Genomic DNA, 23,426 nt, shown 5'->3' with positions numbered 1-23,426 from the left:
AGATGACTGAATATACAGGGAAGCTTTCACTAACAATCAAAGGACAACAAGGAAAATCCGTACCAGATGAACTTTACTTTCAAGGAGCATTAAAAGTGATGCGCCCACAGTATTTAGATGAGAGTGGTCAATTGACCTTTTTCATTTTAAATCCGGGTGGGGGATACTTAGATGGCGATCGATACCTTATCGATGTTCATCTCAAATCCAAGACGAACTTGTACTTAACCACACAATCGGCAACAAAAATTTATTGTACACCAAAGGGGTTTGTTCATCAGCTCAGCAACTACCATCTTGCTTCAGACAGTGAGCTTGTAAGCATTCCTGACCCAATTATTCCCTATGAGAAGAGTCGCTATTTTCAAGAGCAGTTTGTCTATTTGCAGAAAGGTGCAAGCTGTTTTCTTTCTGAACTGATTACGCCTGGTTGGGATTCAAATGCCCAAGGTTTTACATACACTGAGTTAAATCTGTTGACGAAGGTATTTTATCAAGGGAAATTAGCAGTCAGTGACCGACTCTCTTTTCGACCTCAAGAAAAAGGGTTTAAGGATTTAGGAATGCTGGAAGGGCATCGGCTAGCGGCCTCGCTATTAGTCATACACGAAAAAATCACTTCGACGTTCATACAGGAACTTTATCAAGAAATTCAAACAACATTTCCCCATTTGACAGTCGGGTTAAGTGAATTGTCTATTAAAGGATTTTCTTTACGAAGTCTCGGGGAAAGCACCCAAGAATTACAGTCATTGATTTATTACTGTTACAAAAAATATAGTCGCGCGTTTACTGATCGCAAAGAAGTTATTTATAGAAAGTATTAACTCATTGGGAGGAAGTTTATGTTGAATTTTTTAAATAACCCTCATTTGACGGCAATATCTCATAGCTTTTCGCAAGTCGTATTGTTAGAAAATAAGTGGAGCGGCTTCTTTATTTTGGGGGCAATTTATTTATCGGCACCTCGTCTTGCGCTGTTGGCGGTCTTAGCAGTCGTTTTTTCTTATCTCTTCGCTTCATATTTAGGGTATGAAAAAAATAAGCTCAATTCTGGGCTTTACGGATTTAGTCCAGTACTGATTGGCATTGCTGCTGGGGTTTTCTTTACAGGCATAGACAGCTTGATCGTCTGTCTTCTCGGCTGTTTCTTATGTCTATTTCTGACACCTTTCATCAATAGACAAGCGGAAAAAAATCAATTACCCGGTTTAACACTGCCTTTCATTGTTACAACTTGGTTGTTGATTCTTCTAAGCGGTAGCAATCGGCTTTTCTTTGTTCCAGGGGTCGGAAGTCTCTATGAGAGCATGGCTGAGTTTTCTTCAGAATTACTTCTTCCTGATCTCTTATTAAAAGGGTTTGGTGAAATATTTTTATTGGATGATATGTCTGCTTCAATAATGATCTTACTGTCGTTTCTAGTAGCCGGTTGGCAAAAAGTTACGCTTGTAATTGCAGCAGCGTTAGTAAGCATTTTTTGGGGTGTTCTATTCGGCGTTGATTACCAGCAACTATCGTTAGGTATGTTAACTTATAACTCAATATTAAGTTTTCTGGCTATTGATCTATTTTCTGTGAGTGACACAACCAAAGAAAGGATATGGCTATACGGCTTCACTAGTCTATTGACGATTATTTTAGATCTTAATTTGCTTGGGGTTTTAGGCACTTTCGGATTACCAGTTTTAACATTTCCATTCGTTTTAGCAACATGGTCAACACTCTTATTTGAAAAAGCATGGCATCAAATGCCAGTAAAGATAAAAAAGAAAGCGAATCACTGCTAAGAATGTTTTGGTACATGAATGAAAGGGTTGGTTTATCCCGAAAAGGACACATTAGGTATTCACTTTCTCAAAAAGAAGTATAGTCGTGTTGATGAAGTACATTTTTCCATTGAGAAGGGGAAATGAAACTGAAAAAAAGCAGCTTCGATTGGTCAGCTTGTATGCTTAGTGCTGGTCATCACGATTTTAAGTTTTATTGGCAATCGATTGTCAAACTTGTTCATTACGTTTTTATTGATGGCTTTTTTTCGATCCGTGTGGAATGGCTGCCATGAATCGACCTAACGTTCTTCTAGCGGATGAATCTACGAGTGCACTAGATAAGGGGAAGATAGTGGAGGAACAAGGAAAGTGATTGAACGGGCGAAAAGGAGTAGATCCCACAATTAATACGGGCAGTATACTGAAGGAGACTTTATGGAAAAACACACAAATGATCTAGTATATAATTTAATAGCGTATTGGCGCGAACGCTCGATTTCATATGGAAAGCAGCATTTAGAAGAATTAACTGGAGATACGAAGGTGAAGTGGCAAGATTATCTATTGCAACATCTTTCGTTGCAATCCAATCGAGGGAATAAGGTATTAGATATTGGTACCGGGCCAGGGTTTTTAGCCATTTTGTTAGCTGAAAAGCAATTTAATGTGACGGCAATCGACCTTACTGAAGAAATGTTGCAGCAAGCAAAGAAAAATGCTGCCCATTTAGATAATAAGATTGAGTGGCGCTTGATGAATGCAGAACACTTAGCCTTTTCTGATCAAACATTTGATGTAATCGTCACAAGAAATCTAACGTGGAATTTAGCAGATCCCGAAACTGCTTATCGTGAATGGTATCGCGTATTAAAACCTGGTGGTATCCTTCTGAACTTTGATTCGAACTGGTACCACTATCTTTTCAATGAAGAAAGTCGAAAAAAATATTTAGCTGCCCGTGCAATGACTAAACGTCTTGAAGTGAAAGATGTTTATCAGGAAACGAATATTTCACGGATGGAAGAACTGGTCTATCAGTTGCCCCTATCGGAAACGAACCGACCAAATTGGGATACGCATGTATTAGCGCAACAAGGATTCCAACAAATAGAAACGTTTGAGCATTTAAATGATGTGTTATTGAATGAAGTTCAGAAGATAAACTTGGCTTTCTCAAGTATTTTTATGATTCGAGCAATAAAATGAATGTATAGAGAGAATCGGTATCAATTATTGACTATTTAGAGAAAAATATCACATAATCCCTTGCCTTGGCAGATTCGTTTTCACTGAAATTGCGTTGGTAAAGGGATTTTTTTAAAAAACTTCTTGTGATTTTAAGTGAAATACGTTACCCTATTAAAGAGAGTGAGAATCATTCTCAATAAGGAAGGGGCGGGGCATGTTGAAAAAAATCGGATTACTGCTGATCTTGATTCTTCTTGTGGGCTGTTCTTTACTGGTAGGTACCCATGAATTATCATTAAGTGGTTTACAGCAGGGTGATCCGAATCATTGGCTTGTTTTGGTAAAAGTTAGGCTCCCACGGACGATCAGTTTGATCATTGCAGGTGGAATCATTAGTTTATGTGGGAAAATCATGCAGCATATGATGCAAAATAAATTTGTGGCATCAGAGTCGATCGGGTTATCTGATAGTGCTCGTTTAGGAATTTTGCTAGTCATGCTTTTTCTGCCAAATGCTTCTAACTTGATTCGGACAACCGCAGCATTTGTGTTTGCTTATGCAGGTGTTTTGTTCTTTTTATTTTTAAGCCAATTTCTACCAAAGAAAGATCCAATGATGCTCCCTTTGACCGGGGTGATGTTCGGTAATATCATCGGTGCCATTAGCAGCTTCTTGGCCTACCGTTTCCAATTGGTTCAAAATGTCTCTTCTTGGCTACAAGGAAATTTCGCTACCATTATGGCTGGCCAGTATGAACTTTTGTATTTAACGATTCCAGTATTCGGTCTGTTGTATTTCCTAGCTTATGAGATCACGATTGCTGGTTTAGGAGAAAGTGCCGCCAAGAGTCTAGGGATCAATTATCTGTTTTTACGCGTTGCTGTGTTCGCTCTGGTGGCGTTTGCAAGTAGTGTCGTTTTATTGACCGTTGGACAAATCCCTTTTCTAGGGATCGTTATCCCAAATATGATCGGCATGGTGTTTGGGGATCATTTGAAGAATAATCTACTGCTGATCAGCTTTGCTGGAAGTGCATTTTTACTTTTATGTGATGTATTGGCACGCATCGTGATTGCTCCGTATGAGATGCCCGTAAGTGTGGTTGCCGGTGTACTAGGTGGTTGCTGCTTCTTGATTTTGCTGCTGGGGAGGAAGTTTCAATGAAGAAAAAACTCTTTCTTTTGTTCTTTCTGATCCTTTGTGCCGCTACTGCCTATCTGACCTATAACACCTATGGTAATTGGTCATTTGCTTTTGCATTGCGGGGCCGTCGGATCTTCGCCTTTGCTCTGGTGGCGATCGCAATTTCCTTTAGTACGATCACCTTACAGACTGTTACGAGCAATCGCTATTTAACACCGGGAATCTTAGGCTTGGATCAACTATATGTCCTGGTTCAGACCCTGTGTTTCTTTTTTATCGGCGGGATCCAGATGCTAAGCCAAGAAACAGCAGCGATGTTTTTATTCTCTGTCAGTCTGACTGCCATTCTAGGAAGTTTATTGATCGGTTTTTTCTATCAAAAAGCCGTCAACGGATTGTTTTTGTTGTTGATGGCTGGAATGGTATGCGGCACGATGTTCAGTAGTCTGAGCACGTTTTTGCAAGTCTTGATGGACCCGAATGAATATGATTTACTGCAAGGACGCTTATTCGCTAGCTTTGGCAATATCAATACGCAACACCTCTTAATTGCTGCTGTGATCATTTTGATCGGTAGTAGCTGCCTGATTCTGTTGATTCCAGAATTGAATCTATTACATTTAGGAAGCGGGCAAGCCAAAAGTCTAGGCGTTCCTGTTCAATGGCTTCATAGAGGTATTTTATTTTTGATTGCGCTTCTGACAGGTACCGCTACGGCACTCGTAGGTCCAGCTGTTTTTCTCGGCTTTGTAGTGGCAACGATCACCTATCAGCTTTTTCCCACCTATCGCCATGGGTGGTTGTTTGCGGGTGGCAGCCTGATTGGTTTTCTCCTGTTAGTAGGAGGGCAGTTCTTAGTGGAACAAGTGTTTCAATGGCAAACGACCATTGGTACAGTGATTCAATTATTAGGTGGCGTCTTCTTTATAAGCAAATTGCTGCTGGAAAGGAAAAAATCATGATCGAAACAAAAAACGTATCCAAAAATTATGCGAAAACACAGGTGTTGACCGAGTGTTCTTTAGCATTACCCGAGCAGAAAATGATTGCCTTTATCGGGCCAAATGGTGCGGGAAAAAGCACCTTACTCTCCTTGGTCAGTCGGATGCTGGACCAGAGAACTGGTGATATTTATTTAGATGGAACTGAGATTCGCCAATGGAAATCCAAAGAGCTAGCCAAAAAAATGGCTTTTTTGCAGCAAAGCAATCGCTATGCAGTCAATCTGACTGTAAGAGAACTGGTGGCATTTGGTCGCTATCCGTATAACCGCGGGCGACAATCGGCAGCGGATGATAGGATCATTGATGATTCTTTAGCTAAGCTATCCCTTACCGAATACGCCGATCAATCGATTCATGAGCTTTCTGGTGGTCAGCTACAACGAGTTTACTTGGCGATGATCTTGGCTCAAGATACAGATTATCTGCTGTTGGACGAACCGTTAAACAATCTAGATTTGAAGCACGCCAACCAGCTGATGAAGCTATTGACCACCTTGGTGGAAGACTATCAGAAAACCGTTGTGATCGTTTTGCACGACATTAATTTTGCCGCTCGCTACGCCGATCACATCGTTGCCATGAAAGACGGTCAGATTTTTAAAGCGGCCGACACTGAGGCTGTGATCCAGGAGCAAGTGTTGGCATCATTATATGAGATTCCAATCAAACTGGTACAAGTGGATGGTCGGCAATTTTGCTATACCTTCCAATAAAATGTATTTCTAAGGAGGAAAAAAATGAAAAAAATTGTAGTAAGCTTTATGAGTATTTTCGTATTAGCGGGGTTGACCGCATGCGGATCAAATAATACTGGTACAATCGAATCGACAGGGACACAGCAAAGCCAAACTGCTCAGAGTGAACAGACACCGACAGAGGTTGAAATCACTGATAGCAATGGAACTGTTACTGTTCCTTATGCACCAGAAAAAGTGGTGGTTTTTGACAATAGTGCCTTAGACACGATGGATGCGCTTGGCCTTGGGGATCGAATCGTTGCTGCTGCGACCAGCAATTTACCAGATTATTTATCAGCGTATGCAGATGTTGAATCAGCAGGGGGAATCAAAGAGCCTGATTTAGAAAAAATCAATCAACTGCAGCCAGACCTAATCATTATTTCTGGGCGACAACGTGATTTCCAAGAGGAATTGTCTGCAATCGCGCCAACCGTTTTCTTAAGCGTTGACAATAGTGATACTTGGGCATCGATCGAATCCAACATTACGACCATTGGTCAAATTTTTGGTAAGGAAGAGGAAGCGCAAGAACAACTAGCATCGTTACAAGGTCAGATCGATACCTTGAAGGAGCAAGCGCAAAATGCTGACGAGAAAGCCTTGGTTGTTATGGTAAATGAAGGCAATCTTTCTGCTTTTGGGCCAGGTTCTCGTTACAGTATCTTGTATGATACGTTTGGTTTCCCTGCAGTAGATGAGGATTTAGAGGCGTCGACACATGGACAAAGTATTTCTTATGAGTACTTGCTTGAAAAAAATCCTGATATCATTTTCGTGATCGACCGGACAAAAGCGATCGGCGGCAATGAAAGTGAAAGTGAATTTGTTGCAAATGAAATCGTCCAAGAAACAAATGCTGGGCAAAACGATCAAGTCATTGAATTGGATGCTGCGGTTTGGTATTTAGCAGGTTCAGGCTTGGAATCGATCCAACTAATGATGGACGATGTCAAACCAGCCGTTGAATAGATAGGTGAGAAAAGCAATCAAGTAATTAGGGACACGCGTATCAGTTTACTGAGAACGCGTGTCTTTTTTATTTTCCTATTTTCTAAGACCTACGACTGATTTTTAATAACTTTTTCTGCTTTACTTTACCTGTCGTAGTAATTGTTTTATAATTAGTACGACAGATGAAGTAATTTAGGAGGCGATTGCGTGATCTCGAGTGACGGAATTCGCGGCTATAACGACGCAATCATTTTATCCATTCTTTCCAATGAAGATTCTTATGGATATGAAATATCCAAGCGTATTCGCGAAGGAACAGATGCTTTATATGTGATCAAAGAAACGACGTTGTATTCCGCTTTTACTCGGTTAGAAAAACAAGGATTGATCCGCTCATATCCTGGAGAAGTGACGCATGGCAAAAAGCGGACGTATTACCAGATAACTGCAGACGGAAGAGCAAGCCTTACGGAGAAAATATTGGAGTGGCAGCAGACAAAGATCGTCGTTGACCAGTTCTTACAAGGAGGAGACAAATGAAAACCATTCATGACTATCTAGACAGCTTATTTTTATCAGTACCCATCACACCGGAAACCAAAAAGGCGAAAGAAGACCTCTTAGCGATTATGGAAGACCACTACTTAGAACTGATTCACCAAGGGAAAAGCGAGCATGAAGCCATCGGTGCAGTAATCAGTGAGTTTGGTTCCGTAGATGAGCTGTTGCAAGAGTTAAATGTTTCAAAAGAAGAAGCGCCGATTGATGATTGGTCCGATGCCATCACAGAAGACGATGCGTTTGATTATTGGGGAACTGTGCGACACTTTGCTTTCTCGTTATCTATAGGAATCGGTTTTTGTATCGCATCCCTAGCAGCCTTGATGCTCTTTGTTAGTATATATGCTGAGACCTTTGGAATAATGGTGATGTTTCTTTTTATCGCCATCGGGGTCGGTTTTATTATCTCTAGCAGCTTGCACTTTTCCGGTGCTCGTAAACAGTTGGATGATCGTCCAATAAAAAGGGATGCCAAACGAGAAGCCGCTCAGCAACTCGCAAATTATGAAAAAAGTTTTCGGATTGGTCTTGTTTTAGGAATTGGTGCCTGTATTTTATCAATTGCGCCTGTACTTTTAAGTGAAGTGTTTTATTATTCTGTTGAGTTTGGGATTTCCTTGTTTTTCTTGACGGTTGCAGCAGGTGTGTTCTTTATTATTTATGTAAGTATTATCCGTACAGGCTTTGCGAAGCTGGCAACTGAGACGTATTTTATTCGCGACGAAGACCATCCGGGGGATCGAGCAACACGTCATAAATATGGCGAATCCGCTGGTAGAGTTACCTTTTTTCGAACAGTCTACTGGCCAGTGATTTTGGTCGTTTACATGCTTTGGTCCTTCATGTTTCATGCATGGGCTTACTCTTGGGTCATTTTTGTTATTGGTGGTGTCTTAGAGGACTACTTTATCGGACATACGAAAGCAAAAAAATAAGAGACACTTCAATCGAGAGTGCTTTCTTTACTTTTAAAAAAAGGAAGATTAAAATACGCCTTGTAACTGAACCAATCAAAAAAGAACAGCGAGAAATATGGTTCTCTCAATGCTTTTTAAAAGTTCAGAATACAAGAAAAGAGGCAATGAATATGTTAGAAATTCATTATCTGAAAAATGGCAGCAAAGAAATAGCAACAGTCGAATCTCCGGAGCGCTTTCTCGCAAGTCAATACTTGGAAGTTCCACCTTTTCAAGACCATTACCCAGTCGAAGAAGTTTTTTTAGACGGTAAGCGGATTACATTGAGGGATCGAACGATCAGTGGATTGTTCAACTATTTAAATACTAAATAAAAAATTGCCTTTTTCTATGGCTCACTTTACTTGGTGAGGAATCATAGGAAGAGGCAATCTTTTTTATTTAATTGAGAATGAGAGGTGTAATTGAGAATCTAACAAGTAGGGAATTAAAATGGAAACGATTAGTCAAACTTACAACTATACTCTATTTGTATTGGATAGGAAATAAATATGCTCATTTCTGAGGAGGATAACATTTTTTTTGACTATTTCTGAATAAACTATTGCTTTTTATAGTTAGATATACTAATAATTAATAGAGATTATTCTCAAATAATTATTCTAATTGGAGGAAATGATATGTCATTAATTGGAAAAGAGATTGGTTCATTCGAAGCGAAAGCTTACCACAATGGAAAATTTATCGATGTTTCATCAGAAGATTTTAAAGGAAAATGGAACGTTGTTTGTTTTTACCCTGCAGATTTCTCATTTGTTTGTCCGACAGAGCTTGAAGATTTGCAAGATCAATATGCATCATTAAAAGAATTAGGCGCAGAAGTTTATTCTGTATCAACAGATACTCATTACACTCATAAAGCATGGCATGATCATTCTGATGCCATCAATAAAATCGAATATATCATGATTGCAGATCCTTCTCATGTGATCTCAGAGATCTTTGATGTACTAGATGAAGCTTCTGGGTTGTCTCAACGTGGAACATTCATCATTGATCCAGATGGCGTAGTCCAAACAGTTGAGATCAATGCGGACGGTATCGGACGTGATGCTAGTGGCTTGATCGATAAAATCCGTGCTGCACAATATGTCCGTACTCATCCAGGTGAAGTATGTCCTGCAAAATGGAAAGAAGGCGAAGAAACTTTAACGCCAAGCTTAGACCTTGTAGGCAAGATTTAGGAGGCTCTCATGGCATTAGATAAGGCAATCAAAGACCAACTGACGCAGTATCTCGCGATGCTAGAATCAGAGGTTGTTTTTGCGGCAACTTTAGGTGAGGATGATTCTTCCACAAAAGTACGTGAATTCTTAGAAGAAATCGCAGAAATGTCGCCAAAAATCACTATCCAAGCTGTAGCAAGTGAACGGACACCAAGCTTTTCGATCAATCGTCCCGGTGAAGAAAGCGGCATCGCTTTTGCTGGTTTACCGTTAGGACATGAGTTCACTTCGTTTATTTTAGCGTTGCTTCAAGTAAGCGGTCGTCCGCCGAAAATTGACGAAGCACTTCAAAAGCGCATCAAAGCGATCGATAAGCCATTACATTTTGAAACCTATGTCAGTTTGACCTGCCATAACTGTCCTGATGTTGTTCAAGCGTTAAATATCATGGCAGTGCTAAATCCTTCCATCAGTCACACCATGATCGAAGGTGGGATGTTCAAAGAAGAAATTGACAAGAAAAAAATTATGGCTGTGCCAACCGTCTTTTTAGACGGTGAAGAATTTGCAAGCGGCCGTCAAACGATCGAACAGTTGTTGGAAAAAGCAGCTGGTCCGACGAGTAAAGATGACTTTGCTGAAAAAGAGCTTTTCGATGTGTTAGTTGTCGGTGGCGGACCTGCAGGCGGAAGCGCAGCGATTTATGCAGCGCGTAAAGGCATCAATACTGGGATGGTCGTCGAAACAATGGGTGGACAAGTAATGGAAACCCTGGGGATCGAAAACATGATCGGTACTCCTTATACCGAAGGACCAAAATTAATGCGTCAGGTAGAAGAGCACATCAACGAATACAATGTAGACGTGATGAAAGGGCAGCGTGCGAAAGATATTCGTCGCAATGATGTCATCGAAGTTGAATTAGAAAATGGTGCAGTATTAAAAACCAAAACGGCCATTTTAGCAACTGGCGCTCGCTGGCGTAACATCAATGTTCCAGGAGAAAAAGAATTCAAAAATAAAGGTGTTGCCTATTGCCCACATTGTGACGGTCCGTTATTTGCTGGGAAAGAGGTTGCTGTCATTGGCGGCGGAAACTCTGGGATCGAAGCAGCGATCGATTTAGCTGGCATGGCAAAACACGTCTATGTTCTTGAATTTTTACCGGAACTAAAAGCGGACCTTGTGCTACAAAACCGTTTGAACACGTTAGAAAATGTGACTGTTATTACGAATGCGGCAACGAAGGAAATTGCTGGATCCGATCATGTTGAACAATTAACCTACGTTGATCGAGAAACGAATGGCGAATTCACATTAGCTGTTGAGGGTGTCTTCATCTTGATTGGCTTGATGCCGAATACCGAATGGTTAAAAGATCGCATCGTTTTAAACGAACGCAATGAGATCGTCGTAGACAAACACGGCGCAACCAATATTGAAGGGGTCTTTGCAGCAGGGGATTGTACCGATAGTGTATACAAACAGATCATCACTTCAATGGGTTCAGGTGCGACTGCAGCATTAGGTGCCTTTGATCACCTGATTCGCTCGTAAGCGCCTTGCATCATTTAAAATCAAAAAACGTCTCAGGGGCTTCTAGGAGCTGCTGAGCGTTTTTTCTTTTTGTAAGGGCAGTTTGGGTGCAGTTGACAGAAGGACAGCTTCTATATTACAATGAAAAAAACTCGTTCAAAAAAGAAAGAGGTATATTGATGAGTGTCGTAGGTATCTAATCAGCCAATTAAAACAAATAAGCAAAAACAGACTGTTTATTTGTTGTGCCTGTAGATACCGATAAAAATCGTTATTGATGAATCAGGTGATGGTAGACTATCGCTTTTTTTGTACACTTTTTTGGACGGGGATCTGATCGGAATCCTCAGGCACAAGAAAGGATAACTCATGAAGATACCTCAAGCAACTGAATTTGAACAAATTAAAGAACAAGTAAGTAAAAAAATAATCAGCGATTACGGCAAGGCGCGCTTTGCGAATGAAAAACCAGCAGCGACGATCCACTCTGCCCAAAAACGAGTGACAGAGACCACTGAAGCGATGGCGCTATTAGCCGCTGGTCGTCAAGTGCCTTTTATGGGGCTGCAGCATGTCTTACACCATACGGAGAAAATTGAAAAAGGATTTGTTTTAGAACCACAGGAGCTTATCGAATATGGAGACTTTTTACGGTCTTTTCGAATCATCCGTCAATTGTTCGAAAAGAATCAATCGATTGCCCCAAGATTACATCAATATGCACAAGGGTTAGAAGACTTTTCTGAAATCGCCGAAATGATTTTCCAAAAGATTCGCAATGGTCAGGTTGATAGTAATGCCAGCCGAGAATTGCGGAAAATTCGCGGTACGATCGAAAAATATGAAGCTGATCTGAAAAAAGTTTTTGCAAAGTTTTTTAAGGAAAGTCGCTATTTACAAGAAAATCGTGTCATCAAAAAGAACGACCGATATACGTTACCTGTGCGTGCTGAATTTCAACAGCAATTTAACGGAACGATCATCGAACGTTCCAATAAACGAGCGACTGTCTTTATTGAACCGGAGGCAGCTGCCCGTTTAAATGATCGATTGATCTTGGCACAAGCAGAAGAAACAGCCGCTCAATACCAAGTGTTGTCAGAGTTGACAGGGGCGATCGCCGAACAAATGAACGCCATGTTTGCCTGTCTTGACATTTTAGTTGTGCTGGATATTATTTTTGCTCGGGGAAAATATTGTCGAGAAATCAATGGGCAGCCGATAACTATTACTGAGGAAGAAGTTTTGCTTCTTGATCACGTCCGCCATCCTTTGCTGGGGAGTGATGCGGTTCCTCTTTCTTTAAAACTTGGCGAAGAAAACCGCTGCATGGTCATCACGGGGCCCAATGCTGGAGGCAAGACCGTCGTCTTAAAAACTGTTGGACTTGTTTGCGCCATGGCTCATTATGGCTTATTTCCAGCACACAAGGGCAAAAGCACTGTTCCGTTTTTAAAAAGTCTTTGGATGGATATTGGCGATCAACAAAGTCTGGAAAATTCTTTAAGTACCTTCTCTGGACACATGTCGAACATTGCTCAGATTATGAAGAATGCTACCCGACACAGTATTGTTTTATTGGACGAAATCGGCAGCGGCACTGAGCCCAATGAAGGGGCTGCTTTGGCAATCGCCATCATGGAATCCATCTATCGCTCAGGAGCCTTAATGATCGCAACAACGCATTATGGTGAAATCAAGCAGTTTGCCGTCGATCATCAAGATTTCGAAACAGCGGCAATGGCTTTTAATGCCAAAACCTTGACACCAAAATATCGCTTGCTGACGAATGCAGTCGGTGATAGTAATGCGTTTTGGATTGCCGAGAAGATGGCGATCCCCGTTGACGTAGTCCAGACGGCCAAGGAATATTTAAAGCATAAAACCTATTCTTTTGAGAAGCAGCCTTTTGAAAAGGGGAAGAAACAACCCCCTCAACAAGAAGCCCAGATAGATCTTATTTTTCAAAAAGGAGACTTGGTCTTTTCAACAAAACATAACCAGCGCGGACTTTTTTATGAGTATTTGGAACAAGGACAAGCGAAAATTTCAATAGAGAAACAATTTTTTGTTGTTGCCGCACGTCGCTTGCAACTCCTCACAAAGCGAGAGGTGCTCTATCCCGCAGGTTATGATCTTGATCAGCTATTCGTTGAGTTTGCGCAGCGCAAGTTTACTCGAGATATTGAACGGGGATCTAAAAAAGCGCAGAAGCAGTTACGAAAAGCAGCGCAAGAACGGCAAACCAATCGACCCGTGGATTGATAGATCAAGAAAACTTTCAATCGATAGACCAAAATCAAGCAAGCAAGCAGTCCTTTTTCAGCACCTAGAAAAAGGACTGCTTTTTTTTAATGTTCGTTTTTTTAATAACGTCCTTTATCGATGCCGTTCCTTTGTTTGGATGATTATTTCCGTTGTTTTTTCTTTATAGAGCAGAAAATATTCGAAATATCTAAATTCTTTAAGAAAAGTTAAAGAAAAATAAAAATAACAGAGAATTGGTTGTATCTTTATTCGAGGAAGGGTACCATTCATATTGGATTGAAAAATAACATATAACCTTGTTAGGTGAGGCTCCTATACAAACACAAGCTATTGCGCAGAAACGTCGAAAGACGCCAATGTGTAAAACAGGAATTGTCGGATTAAGGCTTTTCATAAAATAGCTAAGAGAGCAAATGACTTTCTTTACGTTGTATAGTGCTAAAACTCGGACGATGAGATTGCTGCTAAAGTCTGACGTCCTAAGAGAAGTGAGACTTTTTTGCTTTTCTTTCTGATGGATGATGAAGCTCATAGAGCAAAATAACTGGTACCGTCTGAACACCTACTCCAAGGCAAGAGGAGTGGAAGCAATGATAGAAAAAAAGAAGATCGATTGGCTGCTGATCATAGCTTATTTGCTATTGAGCCTTATCGGTCTTTTAATGATTTATAGTGCAAGTTCATACCGTTTATTAACGAGAGATCAACCACCAGCGTCGCTATTTATCCGTCAATTGGTCTTTTTGTTACTTAGCTGGGTTCTTTTATTCATTATTCAGCGGACGCGAAGAGAGATTTTGCTTAGCAAATACTTAGCGATCGGTCTGCTAGCATTTGGGATCTTTACCTTGCTCTTAGCTCGTTTGCCCTTTTTCGGTGTCTCTGTTAATGGGGCACAACGCTGGGTCTCGATCGCAGGGATTCAATTTCAACCATCAGAGATTGTGAATGTAGGGATGGTCTTGTACCTTGCTCATTACTTTCAAACTGCAAAAACCACCTTGCAGGAAATGAAACGTCCGCTTTTCGTTTTGTTTTTGTGCTGTGTGTTGATCCTGATTCAACCGAAAGTAGCCGGTGTGATGATTTTACTCTTTTTAGCATTTGTCATGATAACTACGGTACAAGTTCCCGTGAAGCTGACGGCTCTTTTATTTGGTGGCTTAGTGATCAGTCTATTCCTGGTTTCCCTGTTGATCATGTTTTTAGGGGACAATGATTTATTGCCCCACATGTTTATGCACGTATATAACCGAATTCGCTTAGTAGGCGATCCATTCTCCGACCCTTACAATCAGGGGTTCCAAATGATCCATTCTTACTATGCTTTATTTAATGGAGGGCTTACTGGTCTCGGTTTAGGAAACAGTATTACGAAAAAAGGCTTTTTACCAGTTGCGGAAACCGATTTTATTTTTTCCGTTTTAGTAGAAGAGCTTGGCTTGCTTTTCGGGATTTTTGTTATTGGCTTATTATTCGTAATCATCTTACGTTTATTTATTCGTTCCGCAGCTATTGAAAACCCTCAGATTGGGTTGATATTGCTAGGAACAAGTACATTACTTTTGTTGCAAACAAGTATCAATATAGCCAGTATTTTAGGGTTGATGCCGATGACGGGGGTACCGTTGCCATTTATCAGCTATGGTGGCTCCAGTTACTTTATTCTTTCATTTGCCTTTAGTATGTGCCTGAAATTAGAGCGAGAGGAGGGCAAACGAAATGAAGTTCCTCAAACGACATGATGCAAACTATGCCTTGCTGCTACCCGTTTTTCTGCTTTTTTTGCTAAGCATTTGGGTACAACATCAAGCTTCTGTAATGGATGGCAATGATCCTTCTGGAATCGTTTTTCGACAGATCGTTTTTTGTGTTCTATCCGCCATCGCGCTCTTCGTTACAAGTTTGATCCCAACCAATTTGCTCTTACGCTTTTCGGGTCTTTTGTATGTATTGGCACTAGGTCTGATGGCTTCTCTTCATTGGTTCTACGATCAAACGATGTTTGAGCAGACGCATACCAAACGCTGGATCAGAATCGGCGACTTTACCATTCAGCCCTCAGAGTTTATGAAAGTGGCCTTCATGCTTTTTATGGTCTATCTCACCTTAGTATATGAAAAACGAAAAGCCGAACGGACCATTAAATCTGATTTGATCTACGTCACTAAGATCTTGCTTTATAGTATACCGACATTTCTATTGATGTTTATGCAACGGGACTTTGGTACGAGTTTAGTGTTTATTGTGATGTTAGGGGCTTTATTTATTATCTCGGGTGTTCATTGGAAAATTTTGACCGTAGTGATCGGTTTGATCGCAGCCCTCGGCGCTATTTTATTGCTGCTCGTGTTTACGGAATGGGGCAATCGTGTCTTGTTTCGACTTCATTTCTCGCAGTATCAATTAGACCGAGTGCGAGCTTGGGCAGATCCCCTAGCGTACCAAGACTCTATCGCGTTCCAACAAGTTCGCAGTATGTGGGCGATTGGCTCAGGAGGCTTATTGGGAGCGCCTGACACCCATACGACAGTGTACGTGCCGGTTCGTGAATCAGATATGATTTTTACAGTTATTGGTGAAACCTATGGCTTTTTAGGAAGTACCTTAGTGATCTTCTTGTATTTTTATCTCATCTATCAAATCATCTTCGCCGCGTTAAAAACGAATAACAAGGCGTCGGTCTATATCGCCATCACGTACGTTTTTGGCTTAGTCTTTCAGATCTTTGAAAATATCGGAGCGGCGATTGGGTTGCTGCCATTAACGGGAATTCCTCTGCCATTCTTAAGCCAAGGAGGAACCTCGTTGATTGCGATCAGTATTGCGATGGGAATTATTTTCGGGTTAGAAAAATTCCCGACTAAAGCGAAGAAACGATCGTACGCATTAAAAGAAAGTAGGGGATTAACATGAGCAAGACAGCAAAACAAGGGGTGATAGGTGGACTGCTTTGTAGCTGTTTCGCATGGTTGTTTTTCCTTGTAGCATTAGAGCCGCAGTGGTTCCAAACGCTTGATACCCTGTTTTCCCACGTGCCTCAATGGCGGACGGCTACAGTAGAAGCGATTTTTATTCCGCTTGCTAGCACGGCAACGATCGTCCCGATAGCGGCTATTCATTTTCTATTGGCAGCAATTTTGTTTCTTCGGAAGAAACGGATCGAGAGTTTTTGGTTGATGGGAAATATGATCATAATCAGTGGTGTTGGCCAAGTGATCAAGAAATTCGTTGATCGCCCAAGACCGGAGTTTGCTGACAGTATGGAACGGGCGTCCGCCAGTTTTCCAAGTGGGCATACGCTATTAGCGACCACGCTAATTATTTCTCTCCTCTTTTTCTTCACACAAACAGCGCCTGGCAAAAGAGGCAAACGTCCTATTAGCCAAAAACTAGCTATGTTTTTGGGATTGGTTTATTTACTGCTTATTATGATGAGCCGCTTGCTATTTGGGGTTCACTATCCTAGTGACTTGTTAGCGAGTATCTTGTTGGCAAGTGGAATCAGTTTTATCACATCTGCTTTTGTATTTTCGTTCAAAAAAAGTGTGCGTAGGGGGAAATAAAATGAGTACAGCGAAAAAACTGATAATTGTCTTCTTAGTACTGTTGATGGGCATCGTATCCGTCGGAACCGCCTATGCTATTAGGGTGTATTTTCAAGTAGAGGATGTCGTGGAGTCTATCCATCGACCGATCGAAGGGCGAGAAGAGGCGGAGGTTATCGAAAACGCCGAGCCCTTAAGTCTTCTCTTGTTAGGGATCGCCAATGACTCTCGTCGCAAAACGGATTACCGGGCAAACACGATCATGGTAGCGACGTTGAATCCTGCTACACGCAAAACGACCCTCACAAGTATTCCTCGAGATGCTTATGTGGAGATCGTTGGGCAAGGCTATCAGGATAAGATCAATCATGCCCATTCATTCGGTGGCGCAAAAATGATGATCGAAACTGTCGAACAATACTTGGATATACCGATTCATCATTATTTCTCCTTAAACATGGATGGGATGGCAGATCTTGTCGATGCGATTGGTGGAATCACGGTTGAAAATGAATTTGCTTTTACGGCAGAAAAAATCGATTATCCAGAGGGGACTCTCGAATTAGATGGCTGGGAGGCACTTCAATATACTCGTATGCGCAAAGATGACCCCGAAGGTGACTATGGACGCCAACGTCGTCAGCGAGAAGTGACAGAGATTTTGGCCAATGAATTAGTTTCTCTATCAAGCGTGATGCGGATTCAGGATCTGTTAAAGATTATTGGGGAAAATGGTGAAACAGATTTAACGTTTTCTCAGATGAGTCAACTATTCACCCAATATCAATCGGCACTCGTTACTGTCGAATCTTACCAAATGGCGGGTACTGGGTTCACTGGCGATGGCTTTAGAGGTGAATACGGTATCTCTTATCAAGAAGTGTCGCCTGAAGAACAACAAGCGACGAGTCAGCGTTTAAAAAGCGAATTAATGCTTGATTAATAAAGCCTTGGGTTTAATTAGTAATAACACCACTTCCTCTTTGTTCCTCTAGCAAATCGTGATTAGAGTTGACAGCTGCTTTTCCTCAGGATACTCTTTAGTCAAGCAAAGCAATTCGGCTTGAAGGGTAGCAAGAGCCTGTTCGGAAAAGGACTGTTAACTCTTTATTTGTTGCTGCATCGTTTGGTTAAAAGTAACGAGGAGGAAAAGAATGACTATCATCTTTAAAGATCAATTACCAGAGGATTCAAATCAGATTCTCGCTTTATATAAATGTGTTGGCTGGGTCGCCTATACGAAAGAGCCAGAGCGACTATTAAACGGCCTAGCTCAGTCACAGGTGATCACTGCCTATGTTGAAGAGCAGCTAGTCGGACTTATTCGATGTATAACCGATGGACAAACCATTCTTTATATTCAGGATCTATTAGTAGCGCCAGCGTTCCAACGTCAAAAAATTGGCCAGCGATTGCTCAAAAAAATGCTGGCGAGATATCCATCGATTCGACAAAAGGTTTTGATCACGGACAACACAGAGAAAACGCGCCGATTTTATGAGTCTTGCGGCTTTTCCTCTGTAGAAACACAGCAAATTGCAGCATTTATTTATTCACCTAAAAACGAGTGAATAGCCAGAAACCCCATAGCTAGTTGAAAATGGTCAATTTATTAACGGTTTTATGTTTGATGAAGGAGTGGGAGAAATGAAGCTGCGATTTGCGTTATTTGTGTTAAGTTTAGTGATAGGTGTTGGCGCATGTGGAGGAAGCATGCTGGCGTTTATGAGTATTGAGCCATTAAGGAAAGGACAGTCATTTGCTGGGTTGGAATCGTCCATGCTCCAAGGAACGCCATTTACAACATTTCTGATTCCCGGGGTGTTTTTGCTAATTGTGTTAGGACTGGGCAATTTATTGGCAGCTATCCGATTGTGGCGCAACCAAGGGTACCATGGGGAATTGCTTTTAGGCATCTGTTTAGTTATCTGGATCATTGTTCAAGTGATTTTATTAAGGGGCGGGAATGTTTTGCATCTGATTTTCTTAGTGTTAGGTTTACTCCAGCTCGGTGTGGCAGCTTACTGTATCAAACACTTGCAACTCTCGGTTCCTTTTTCTGCTCATCAAAATTGATTTTGCAGAAGGGTTTTATGGTGGAAATAATTAAATTACTCAAAAGTTTCCTATGAAAAACGTGGATTTTTGAAAAAATATTCGCAAAAGGATCATTCGCTTAAAAAATTATGATAAACTGAAAGAAGTGAACGTATTTTCTAGAATCAGGAGGATCAATTATTGGAGTTTCTTAAAAAATCAAAAATTTTTGCAGGTCTGGTGATCGTCTGTCTTTTAGGGATCGCCGTCTGGATCTATTCAAATATACTGTTTGTTTTCCGACCATTAGAAGCAATCTTTTCTAGTGTCTTTTTACCTGTACTGATATCAATTTTTATTTTTTATATCTTTTTGCCTTTCTTTAATTGGGTAAAAAGAAGGACGAAAAAGAAAAGCATTGCGCTGTATGCGACACTGTTGTTGATCGTTTTTGCAGCCTATTTGATCATTCAGGTGATTGGACCCGCATTAGCCTATGAGATGGGACGCTTTATCAATCAAATACCCGTTATCATCAATTTGGTGATCGATAACATCGATCATTCCTATTTGGAGGAACTTTTCGGTCCTTTCATTGATTCGATCGATATTTCGCAAGCGAGCAATTTCGCCTTGCAGTTTATTACCGGGGCAACGAATAGTCTAACGAGTTTGATCTCCATCGTTTCTCACTCAGCGATCGTCTTGTTTACGATCCCACTGCTCTTAGTCTATATGTTTAAAGACGGTGAGAAAGTGCCAGACTTTTTAGCAAACAAAACACCGAAAAAGTACCAAGGTTTGATGCGTCAGTTATGCAGTGATTTCCACCAAGCAGCGTCTGCTTATATTGGCGGGAAATTGCTTGTGTGTTCGTACGTTGCCGTTTCCAGTTATTTGATTTTTTCTTTGCTAGGTTTGCAGAATGCGTTGCTTTTAGGCCTGATTTGCGGTGTCTTGGATATCATCCCATACTTCGGACCATTTATCGGAGCGGCACCCGCATTTCTATTTGCTTTAAGTTTAGATATCCGGACTGCCATTTTATTGGTAGTGGGCATCACGATCATTCAATTGGGTGAATCGTATCTAGTTTCACCTCTAGTAATGAATAAAGTGTTGCATATCCATCCGATTATTGCGGTGTTCTTATTATTGATCGCAGGCAACTTGCTGGGATTTGTTGGTATGATCGTTGCACTTCCAGTGTATTCGATCATAATGGCGATGTCTGGCACGCTACTCCGTTTTTTCCAGGAACGCAAACTAGAACGTTCTGTGATCGATAAGGAGTCATTGTAACAATAAAACTTGCTGTTGAAGAAATCTTCATCAGCAAGTTTTTTGTTTTAGATGACACATAGCACGGTACAAAGACTCATGCTATACTGATTGAAACGAAAACGACGATAGGAGTGAGGAAATGAAGGTTTTGTGGAATGATCAGATCGTTGATCGAGAGGTAGTGAGAATTGATATCGAAGACCGTGGCTATCAGTATGGTGATGGGATCTATGAAGTTATCCGAATATATAATGGCCACTGTTTTATGTTAGCGGAGCATATGGCTCGATTGGAAAGCAGTGCTCAAAAAATTAAGCTAACGTTACCCTATTCGATTCCCCAATTGACTGAAAATCTAAAGTTACTCATTAAGACTGAAGGAATCACAGAAGGAGAAATCTATCTTCAGATCACCCGAGGAATCGCTTCTCCGAGAAATCACGAGTTTCCACCAGCTGGATCGGTCAAAGGGGTGGTGACGGCAAATGTGATCCCCTTTGAACGACCAGATGAAATGCAGCAAGCAGGGCTTTCGGCAACCGTTCTTCCTGATGAACGCTGGTTGCATTGTGATATCAAATCATTGAGTTTGTTAGGGAATCTTTTGGCGCTGGATCAAGCGATCGAAGCTGGCTTCGATGATGCGATACTGCAACGAGATGGCTTTTTTACAGAAGCATCTGCATCCAATCTCTGGTTTGTCATTGATGGGATCGTCTATACTCATCCGGATGGGCGTTTGGTGTTACCGGGAATCACGAAATTGAAGGTCCTTCAGTTGTGTCGCCAATTAGAAATTCCCTATCGAGAAGAACCCGTCCCGATTGAGGCACTACGCAACACGCAAGAGTGTTTCTTGACCAACTCAGTTTGGGAAATCGTTCCGATCGTTGCCATTGATGGGAAACCCGTTGGCACTGGCGTATTGGGTTCAATCACGAAACAATTGCAAGCAGCGTATATCGCTGCCACAAAGAATAAAAGCGATTCATTGTGATTATGCAATAGAAACCACCTAAAAAAGCTTTGGCAACACCCAGTATTTTTAAGGCTGGGTGGGACCAAAGCTTTTTCTTGCGTTGAAAATTATTTCTTACCATTCACTAGGGTTCCACAACTTCCCGTCAAGTTCTCCTTGTTTCAATTCGATGCGGGTTTCTTGCTGCTGCAACAACTGTCCCAGCTCTTGCAAAAATGCTTTTTCATGGTAATCAGTGGTTTCTTGAATGGATTGTTCTATCAGCGGTGTTAGCCAATCATGACCCATCAAAGCACCTCCAATTCAGCTAAAGCATCTTCTAATTCGGTCAATGTTTCATGGTTTTCCTGCAACAGGGATAGCAAAGGAGAAAGCTGCGGTTTTTTAGAAACCAAATGTGCCAGTTTCTCAGCAAACCATTGTTGCTTTTGATCAAACGTAAAGGGAGCGGGCATCGATAATAATTGCTGATAGGCAATGACAAAGGCACGCTTTTCTTTTTCCGTTTTATACATCAGTTGGTCAAGGACAACGATGGGTAACACGGTCATTTGGTGTTTTTTTGCCATCAGTACGAGTGGATGCAAAATTTCGTTAAAGGTCGTATTTTCTCGACCGCCTAACTGAAATTCTTTGGCAGCAACACCAGTAGAAACGGCGAAACTGATTTCTTTTCCCACCAAAGCAGGCGCGCAATTTTCCCAAACCGTATCGATCCAAGCTTTCATTTTTGCTGGAACACTGTACCAATATAAGGGAAATTGTAAAACCAAACGGTCACAGTTTTGCAGCAGCGCCTGTTCATCGGCAAGAGAAAAGTCAGAAAAATCATCAAGAAAGTGTATGGTGACATTAGGAAGTTTGGCACTTTCACTGAAAAAACGTTGGGAAAGAGAGTTGTGGAAATCTGGGTGGCTAGCCACCACTAAGGTTTTTATCATGAGATTGATCATCCTTTCCTACTACATGTACCATATTTTACCAGAAAGGGAAACTAGTCTGCTTTGCTTTTCGTAGTGTTGGTCCTCTTTTAGTTTGATTTAAGGTACCTCGTCTATATTCATTGATAAGGAAGTGTCAGTAACAACTTACACGTGAAGGAAATGGGGGAATAGAGGATGGAATCAAATGATCCCTTGATCAAAGGTCTAGCAAATGTAGTAATGTTCGCCGCCAATACAATGGAATATGTCGAAAATAAACTTGTCAGTTGCCGACAACGAATATCTGGAAAGCAACCCTCAAAAGAAAGTGACTATGGCAATGGGCAAGAGTTTACAGAATTGACTGCGCAAAAATGATAGATAGAGAGAAAATAGAAGAAGTGACTCACCAGGTAAAAGGTGAGCCGCTTTTTTACTGTCAAGTTCTTCATCATCAGTTGGTACTTTTCTTGAGGGAAGGTATAATGAGTAAATGAAGCATAGTGGAGAGGAGAAGAATGAAGAAACAGTAGAGAGGAGAAGCAGGTGATGAACCATTTATACAAACGAATCCAATACAAAATCCCTGAGCTAAACCGAGTAGAACGAACCGTCCTTAACTATTGTTTGAGGGCGCCTGAGAAAGTTTCAGAAATGACGGCCGATGAGTTAGCTTCTCAAACCTATACTAGTCAAGCAACGATCAGTCGAATGGCGAAAAAGCTTGGCTTTACGGGTTTTCAAGAATTCAAATTTTCATTGAAAAGTTATCAAAGCCTTGAAAGAAACGAGTCTGCTACCCAAGCCTCTCTTGGCTTATCCCCACTGATCAAGCAAATGATTGACCAGCTGACGACATCCTTATCAATGATTGAAGAAGCTGACTTTCAGCGTGCCGTGGAAATGCTGCAGCAAGCAGAACGAATCGAATTTTTCGCTTTAGGGCAAAGTGCGCCGGTCGCATTATCTGCAAGTCGAAAATTGCGCTTTTTAGGTAAAACAGTGGGTGCATCAACGGATTGGGATGAATTGACAACCATCGCGAACCAACTATCAAAAAATGATTTAGCTCTTTTTATTAGTCATAGTGGAGAAACGATCGGGATGCTAAATTATGCTACTCGTTTGAAACAAAGAGGCGTGCCGATTTTAGCCTGTATTGGTCAACCAAAAAGCACGTTAGAAAAGCTTGCCACCTTCTCTTTTCCTGTTGAAATGACAGCGATTTATCATCATGAAGTCGATTTGAGCCCGCGGATCTCCTTAGCGGCGTTACTGGATATTTTAATTATTCAATACGCCAATCAAATCGAAGCAGGACTTGATCCTGAATGACCATTCCATTTTG

The 23,426-nt window shown here is 41.2% G+C and carries 26 protein-coding genes and 1 riboswitch; of the genes, 24 read left to right on the top strand and 2 right to left on the bottom strand.

The genetic code is table 11. The features are described from left to right. The first annotated feature begins 2 nt into the window (after positions 1–2). The 22 genes from IGI71_RS09265 (at position 3) to dat (ending at position 21,173) form a co-directional block, all read left to right on the top strand. Positions 3–827, top strand: coding sequence for an urease accessory protein UreD (locus IGI71_RS09265; protein WP_128432748.1), 825 nt, complete (start codon positions 3–5; stop codon positions 825–827). A gap of 18 nt (positions 828–845) precedes the next feature. Next, positions 846–1,790, top strand: coding sequence for an urea transporter (locus IGI71_RS09260; protein WP_430615483.1), 945 nt, complete (start codon positions 846–848; stop codon positions 1,788–1,790). 122 nt (positions 1,791–1,912) lie between these two features. Further along, complete coding sequence (locus IGI71_RS09255; protein WP_153883082.1) at positions 1,913–2,065, top strand: hypothetical protein; 153 nt, start codon at positions 1,913–1,915, stop codon at positions 2,063–2,065. A gap of 142 nt (positions 2,066–2,207) precedes the next feature. Next, positions 2,208–2,978, top strand: a complete 771-nt coding sequence (locus IGI71_RS09250) for a class I SAM-dependent methyltransferase (RefSeq protein WP_115232372.1) — start codon at positions 2,208–2,210, stop codon at positions 2,976–2,978. Between the two features lie 196 nt (positions 2,979–3,174). Continuing rightward, the gene (locus IGI71_RS09245; protein WP_375354303.1) at positions 3,175–4,125 is read left to right on the top strand and encodes an ABC transporter permease; all 951 of its coding nucleotides are present in this window, start codon (positions 3,175–3,177) and stop codon (positions 4,123–4,125) included. Beyond that, positions 4,122–5,066, top strand: a complete 945-nt coding sequence (locus tag IGI71_RS09240; RefSeq protein ID WP_005236195.1) for an iron chelate uptake ABC transporter family permease subunit — start codon at positions 4,122–4,124, stop codon at positions 5,064–5,066. The genes IGI71_RS09245 and IGI71_RS09240 overlap by 4 nt, the downstream gene beginning before the upstream one ends. Beyond that, positions 5,063–5,821 (top strand): ABC transporter ATP-binding protein, encoded by a 759-nt coding sequence (locus IGI71_RS09235; RefSeq protein ID WP_005226231.1) that lies wholly within the window; start codon positions 5,063–5,065, stop codon positions 5,819–5,821. The genes IGI71_RS09240 and IGI71_RS09235 overlap by 4 nt, the downstream gene beginning before the upstream one ends. A 24-nt stretch (positions 5,822–5,845) precedes the next feature. Further along, entirely contained in the window at positions 5,846–6,817 is a 972-nt protein-coding gene (locus tag IGI71_RS09230) for a siderophore ABC transporter substrate-binding protein (RefSeq protein ID WP_430615478.1), read from the top strand. Positions 6,818–7,006: 189 nt separating this feature from the next. Beyond that, a complete protein-coding gene (locus IGI71_RS09225; RefSeq protein ID WP_121261214.1) occupies positions 7,007–7,339 on the top strand; it encodes a PadR family transcriptional regulator in 333 nt (110 codons plus the stop codon). Next, positions 7,336–8,295: a permease prefix domain 1-containing protein gene (locus tag IGI71_RS09220; protein ID WP_074536724.1), complete on the top strand. Its 960-nt coding sequence runs from the start codon at positions 7,336–7,338 to the stop codon at positions 8,293–8,295. Before IGI71_RS09225 ends, IGI71_RS09220 begins: the two co-directional genes overlap by 4 nt. Positions 8,296–8,447: 152 nt before the next feature. Then, positions 8,448–8,651 (top strand): hypothetical protein, encoded by a 204-nt coding sequence (locus IGI71_RS09215; RefSeq protein ID WP_010748444.1) that lies wholly within the window; start codon positions 8,448–8,450, stop codon positions 8,649–8,651. A gap of 306 nt (positions 8,652–8,957) precedes the next feature. Next, positions 8,958–9,521, top strand: a complete 564-nt coding sequence (ahpC, locus tag IGI71_RS09210) for an alkyl hydroperoxide reductase subunit C (RefSeq protein ID WP_005226227.1) — start codon at positions 8,958–8,960, stop codon at positions 9,519–9,521. Positions 9,522–9,530: 9 nt separating this feature from the next. After that, the gene (gene ahpF, locus IGI71_RS09205; protein WP_015509798.1) at positions 9,531–11,060 is read left to right on the top strand and encodes an alkyl hydroperoxide reductase subunit F; all 1,530 of its coding nucleotides are present in this window, start codon (positions 9,531–9,533) and stop codon (positions 11,058–11,060) included. Positions 11,061–11,408: 348 nt separating this feature from the next. After that, entirely contained in the window at positions 11,409–13,304 is a 1,896-nt protein-coding gene (locus tag IGI71_RS09200; protein ID WP_430615475.1) for an endonuclease MutS2, read from the top strand. A 291-nt stretch (positions 13,305–13,595) separates the two neighbouring features. After that, positions 13,596–13,771, top strand: a riboswitch (M-box (ykoK) riboswitch). 126 nt (positions 13,772–13,897) lie between these two features. Beyond that, positions 13,898–15,052 (top strand): FtsW/RodA/SpoVE family cell cycle protein, encoded by a 1,155-nt coding sequence (locus IGI71_RS09195; protein ID WP_034857389.1) that lies wholly within the window; start codon positions 13,898–13,900, stop codon positions 15,050–15,052. Next, entirely contained in the window at positions 15,030–16,223 is a 1,194-nt protein-coding gene (locus IGI71_RS09190; RefSeq protein ID WP_005226223.1) for an FtsW/RodA/SpoVE family cell cycle protein, read from the top strand. The genes IGI71_RS09195 and IGI71_RS09190 overlap by 23 nt, the downstream gene beginning before the upstream one ends. Further along, positions 16,220–16,873, top strand: coding sequence for a phosphatase PAP2 family protein (locus tag IGI71_RS09185; protein WP_123834497.1), 654 nt, complete (start codon positions 16,220–16,222; stop codon positions 16,871–16,873). The genes IGI71_RS09190 and IGI71_RS09185 overlap by 4 nt, the downstream gene beginning before the upstream one ends. Before the next feature lies 1 nt (position 16,874). Then, entirely contained in the window at positions 16,875–17,798 is a 924-nt protein-coding gene (locus IGI71_RS09180) for an LCP family protein (RefSeq protein ID WP_430615470.1), read from the top strand. Between the two features lie 211 nt (positions 17,799–18,009). Next, positions 18,010–18,426 (top strand): GNAT family N-acetyltransferase, encoded by a 417-nt coding sequence (locus IGI71_RS09175; RefSeq protein WP_016609237.1) that lies wholly within the window; start codon positions 18,010–18,012, stop codon positions 18,424–18,426. A 76-nt stretch (positions 18,427–18,502) separates the two neighbouring features. Beyond that, on the top strand, positions 18,503–18,931 hold the full coding sequence (locus IGI71_RS09170) for a hypothetical protein (RefSeq protein ID WP_015509791.1): 429 nt from the start codon (positions 18,503–18,505) through the stop codon (positions 18,929–18,931). Positions 18,932–19,093: 162 nt separating this feature from the next. Then, positions 19,094–20,194: an AI-2E family transporter gene (locus IGI71_RS09165; RefSeq protein ID WP_010748435.1), complete on the top strand. Its 1,101-nt coding sequence runs from the start codon at positions 19,094–19,096 to the stop codon at positions 20,192–20,194. 121 nt (positions 20,195–20,315) lie between these two features. Continuing rightward, a complete protein-coding gene (gene dat, locus IGI71_RS09160) occupies positions 20,316–21,173 on the top strand; it encodes a D-amino-acid transaminase (RefSeq protein WP_074933658.1) in 858 nt (285 codons plus the stop codon). 96 nt (positions 21,174–21,269) lie between these two features. Here the strand turns inward: dat and IGI71_RS09155 are convergent, their stop codons facing one another. Next, positions 21,270–21,443: a hypothetical protein gene (locus IGI71_RS09155; protein WP_005226215.1), complete on the bottom strand. Its 174-nt coding sequence runs from the start codon at positions 21,441–21,443 to the stop codon at positions 21,270–21,272. Further along, positions 21,443–22,108 (bottom strand): NAD(P)H-dependent oxidoreductase, encoded by a 666-nt coding sequence (locus IGI71_RS09150; protein WP_123834499.1) that lies wholly within the window; start codon positions 22,106–22,108, stop codon positions 21,443–21,445. Before IGI71_RS09150 ends, IGI71_RS09155 begins: the two co-directional genes overlap by 1 nt. A 165-nt stretch (positions 22,109–22,273) precedes the next feature. On the opposite strand from IGI71_RS09150, the gene IGI71_RS09145 reads away from it, so the two are divergent. Both IGI71_RS09145 and IGI71_RS09140 read left to right on the top strand, forming a co-directional pair. Further along, on the top strand, positions 22,274–22,456 hold the full coding sequence (locus tag IGI71_RS09145; RefSeq protein ID WP_016609241.1) for a hypothetical protein: 183 nt from the start codon (positions 22,274–22,276) through the stop codon (positions 22,454–22,456). Positions 22,457–22,627: 171 nt separating this feature from the next. Beyond that, the gene (locus IGI71_RS09140) at positions 22,628–23,413 is read left to right on the top strand and encodes a MurR/RpiR family transcriptional regulator (protein ID WP_142973046.1); all 786 of its coding nucleotides are present in this window, start codon (positions 22,628–22,630) and stop codon (positions 23,411–23,413) included. Positions 23,414–23,426 lie beyond the last annotated feature (13 nt).

The organism is Enterococcus sp. DIV1279b, assembly GCF_050531515.1.
GTDB lineage: Bacteria > Bacillota > Bacilli > Lactobacillales > Enterococcaceae > Enterococcus_D > Enterococcus_D casseliflavus.
This window is presented reverse-complemented; position numbering and strand designations above follow the sequence as displayed.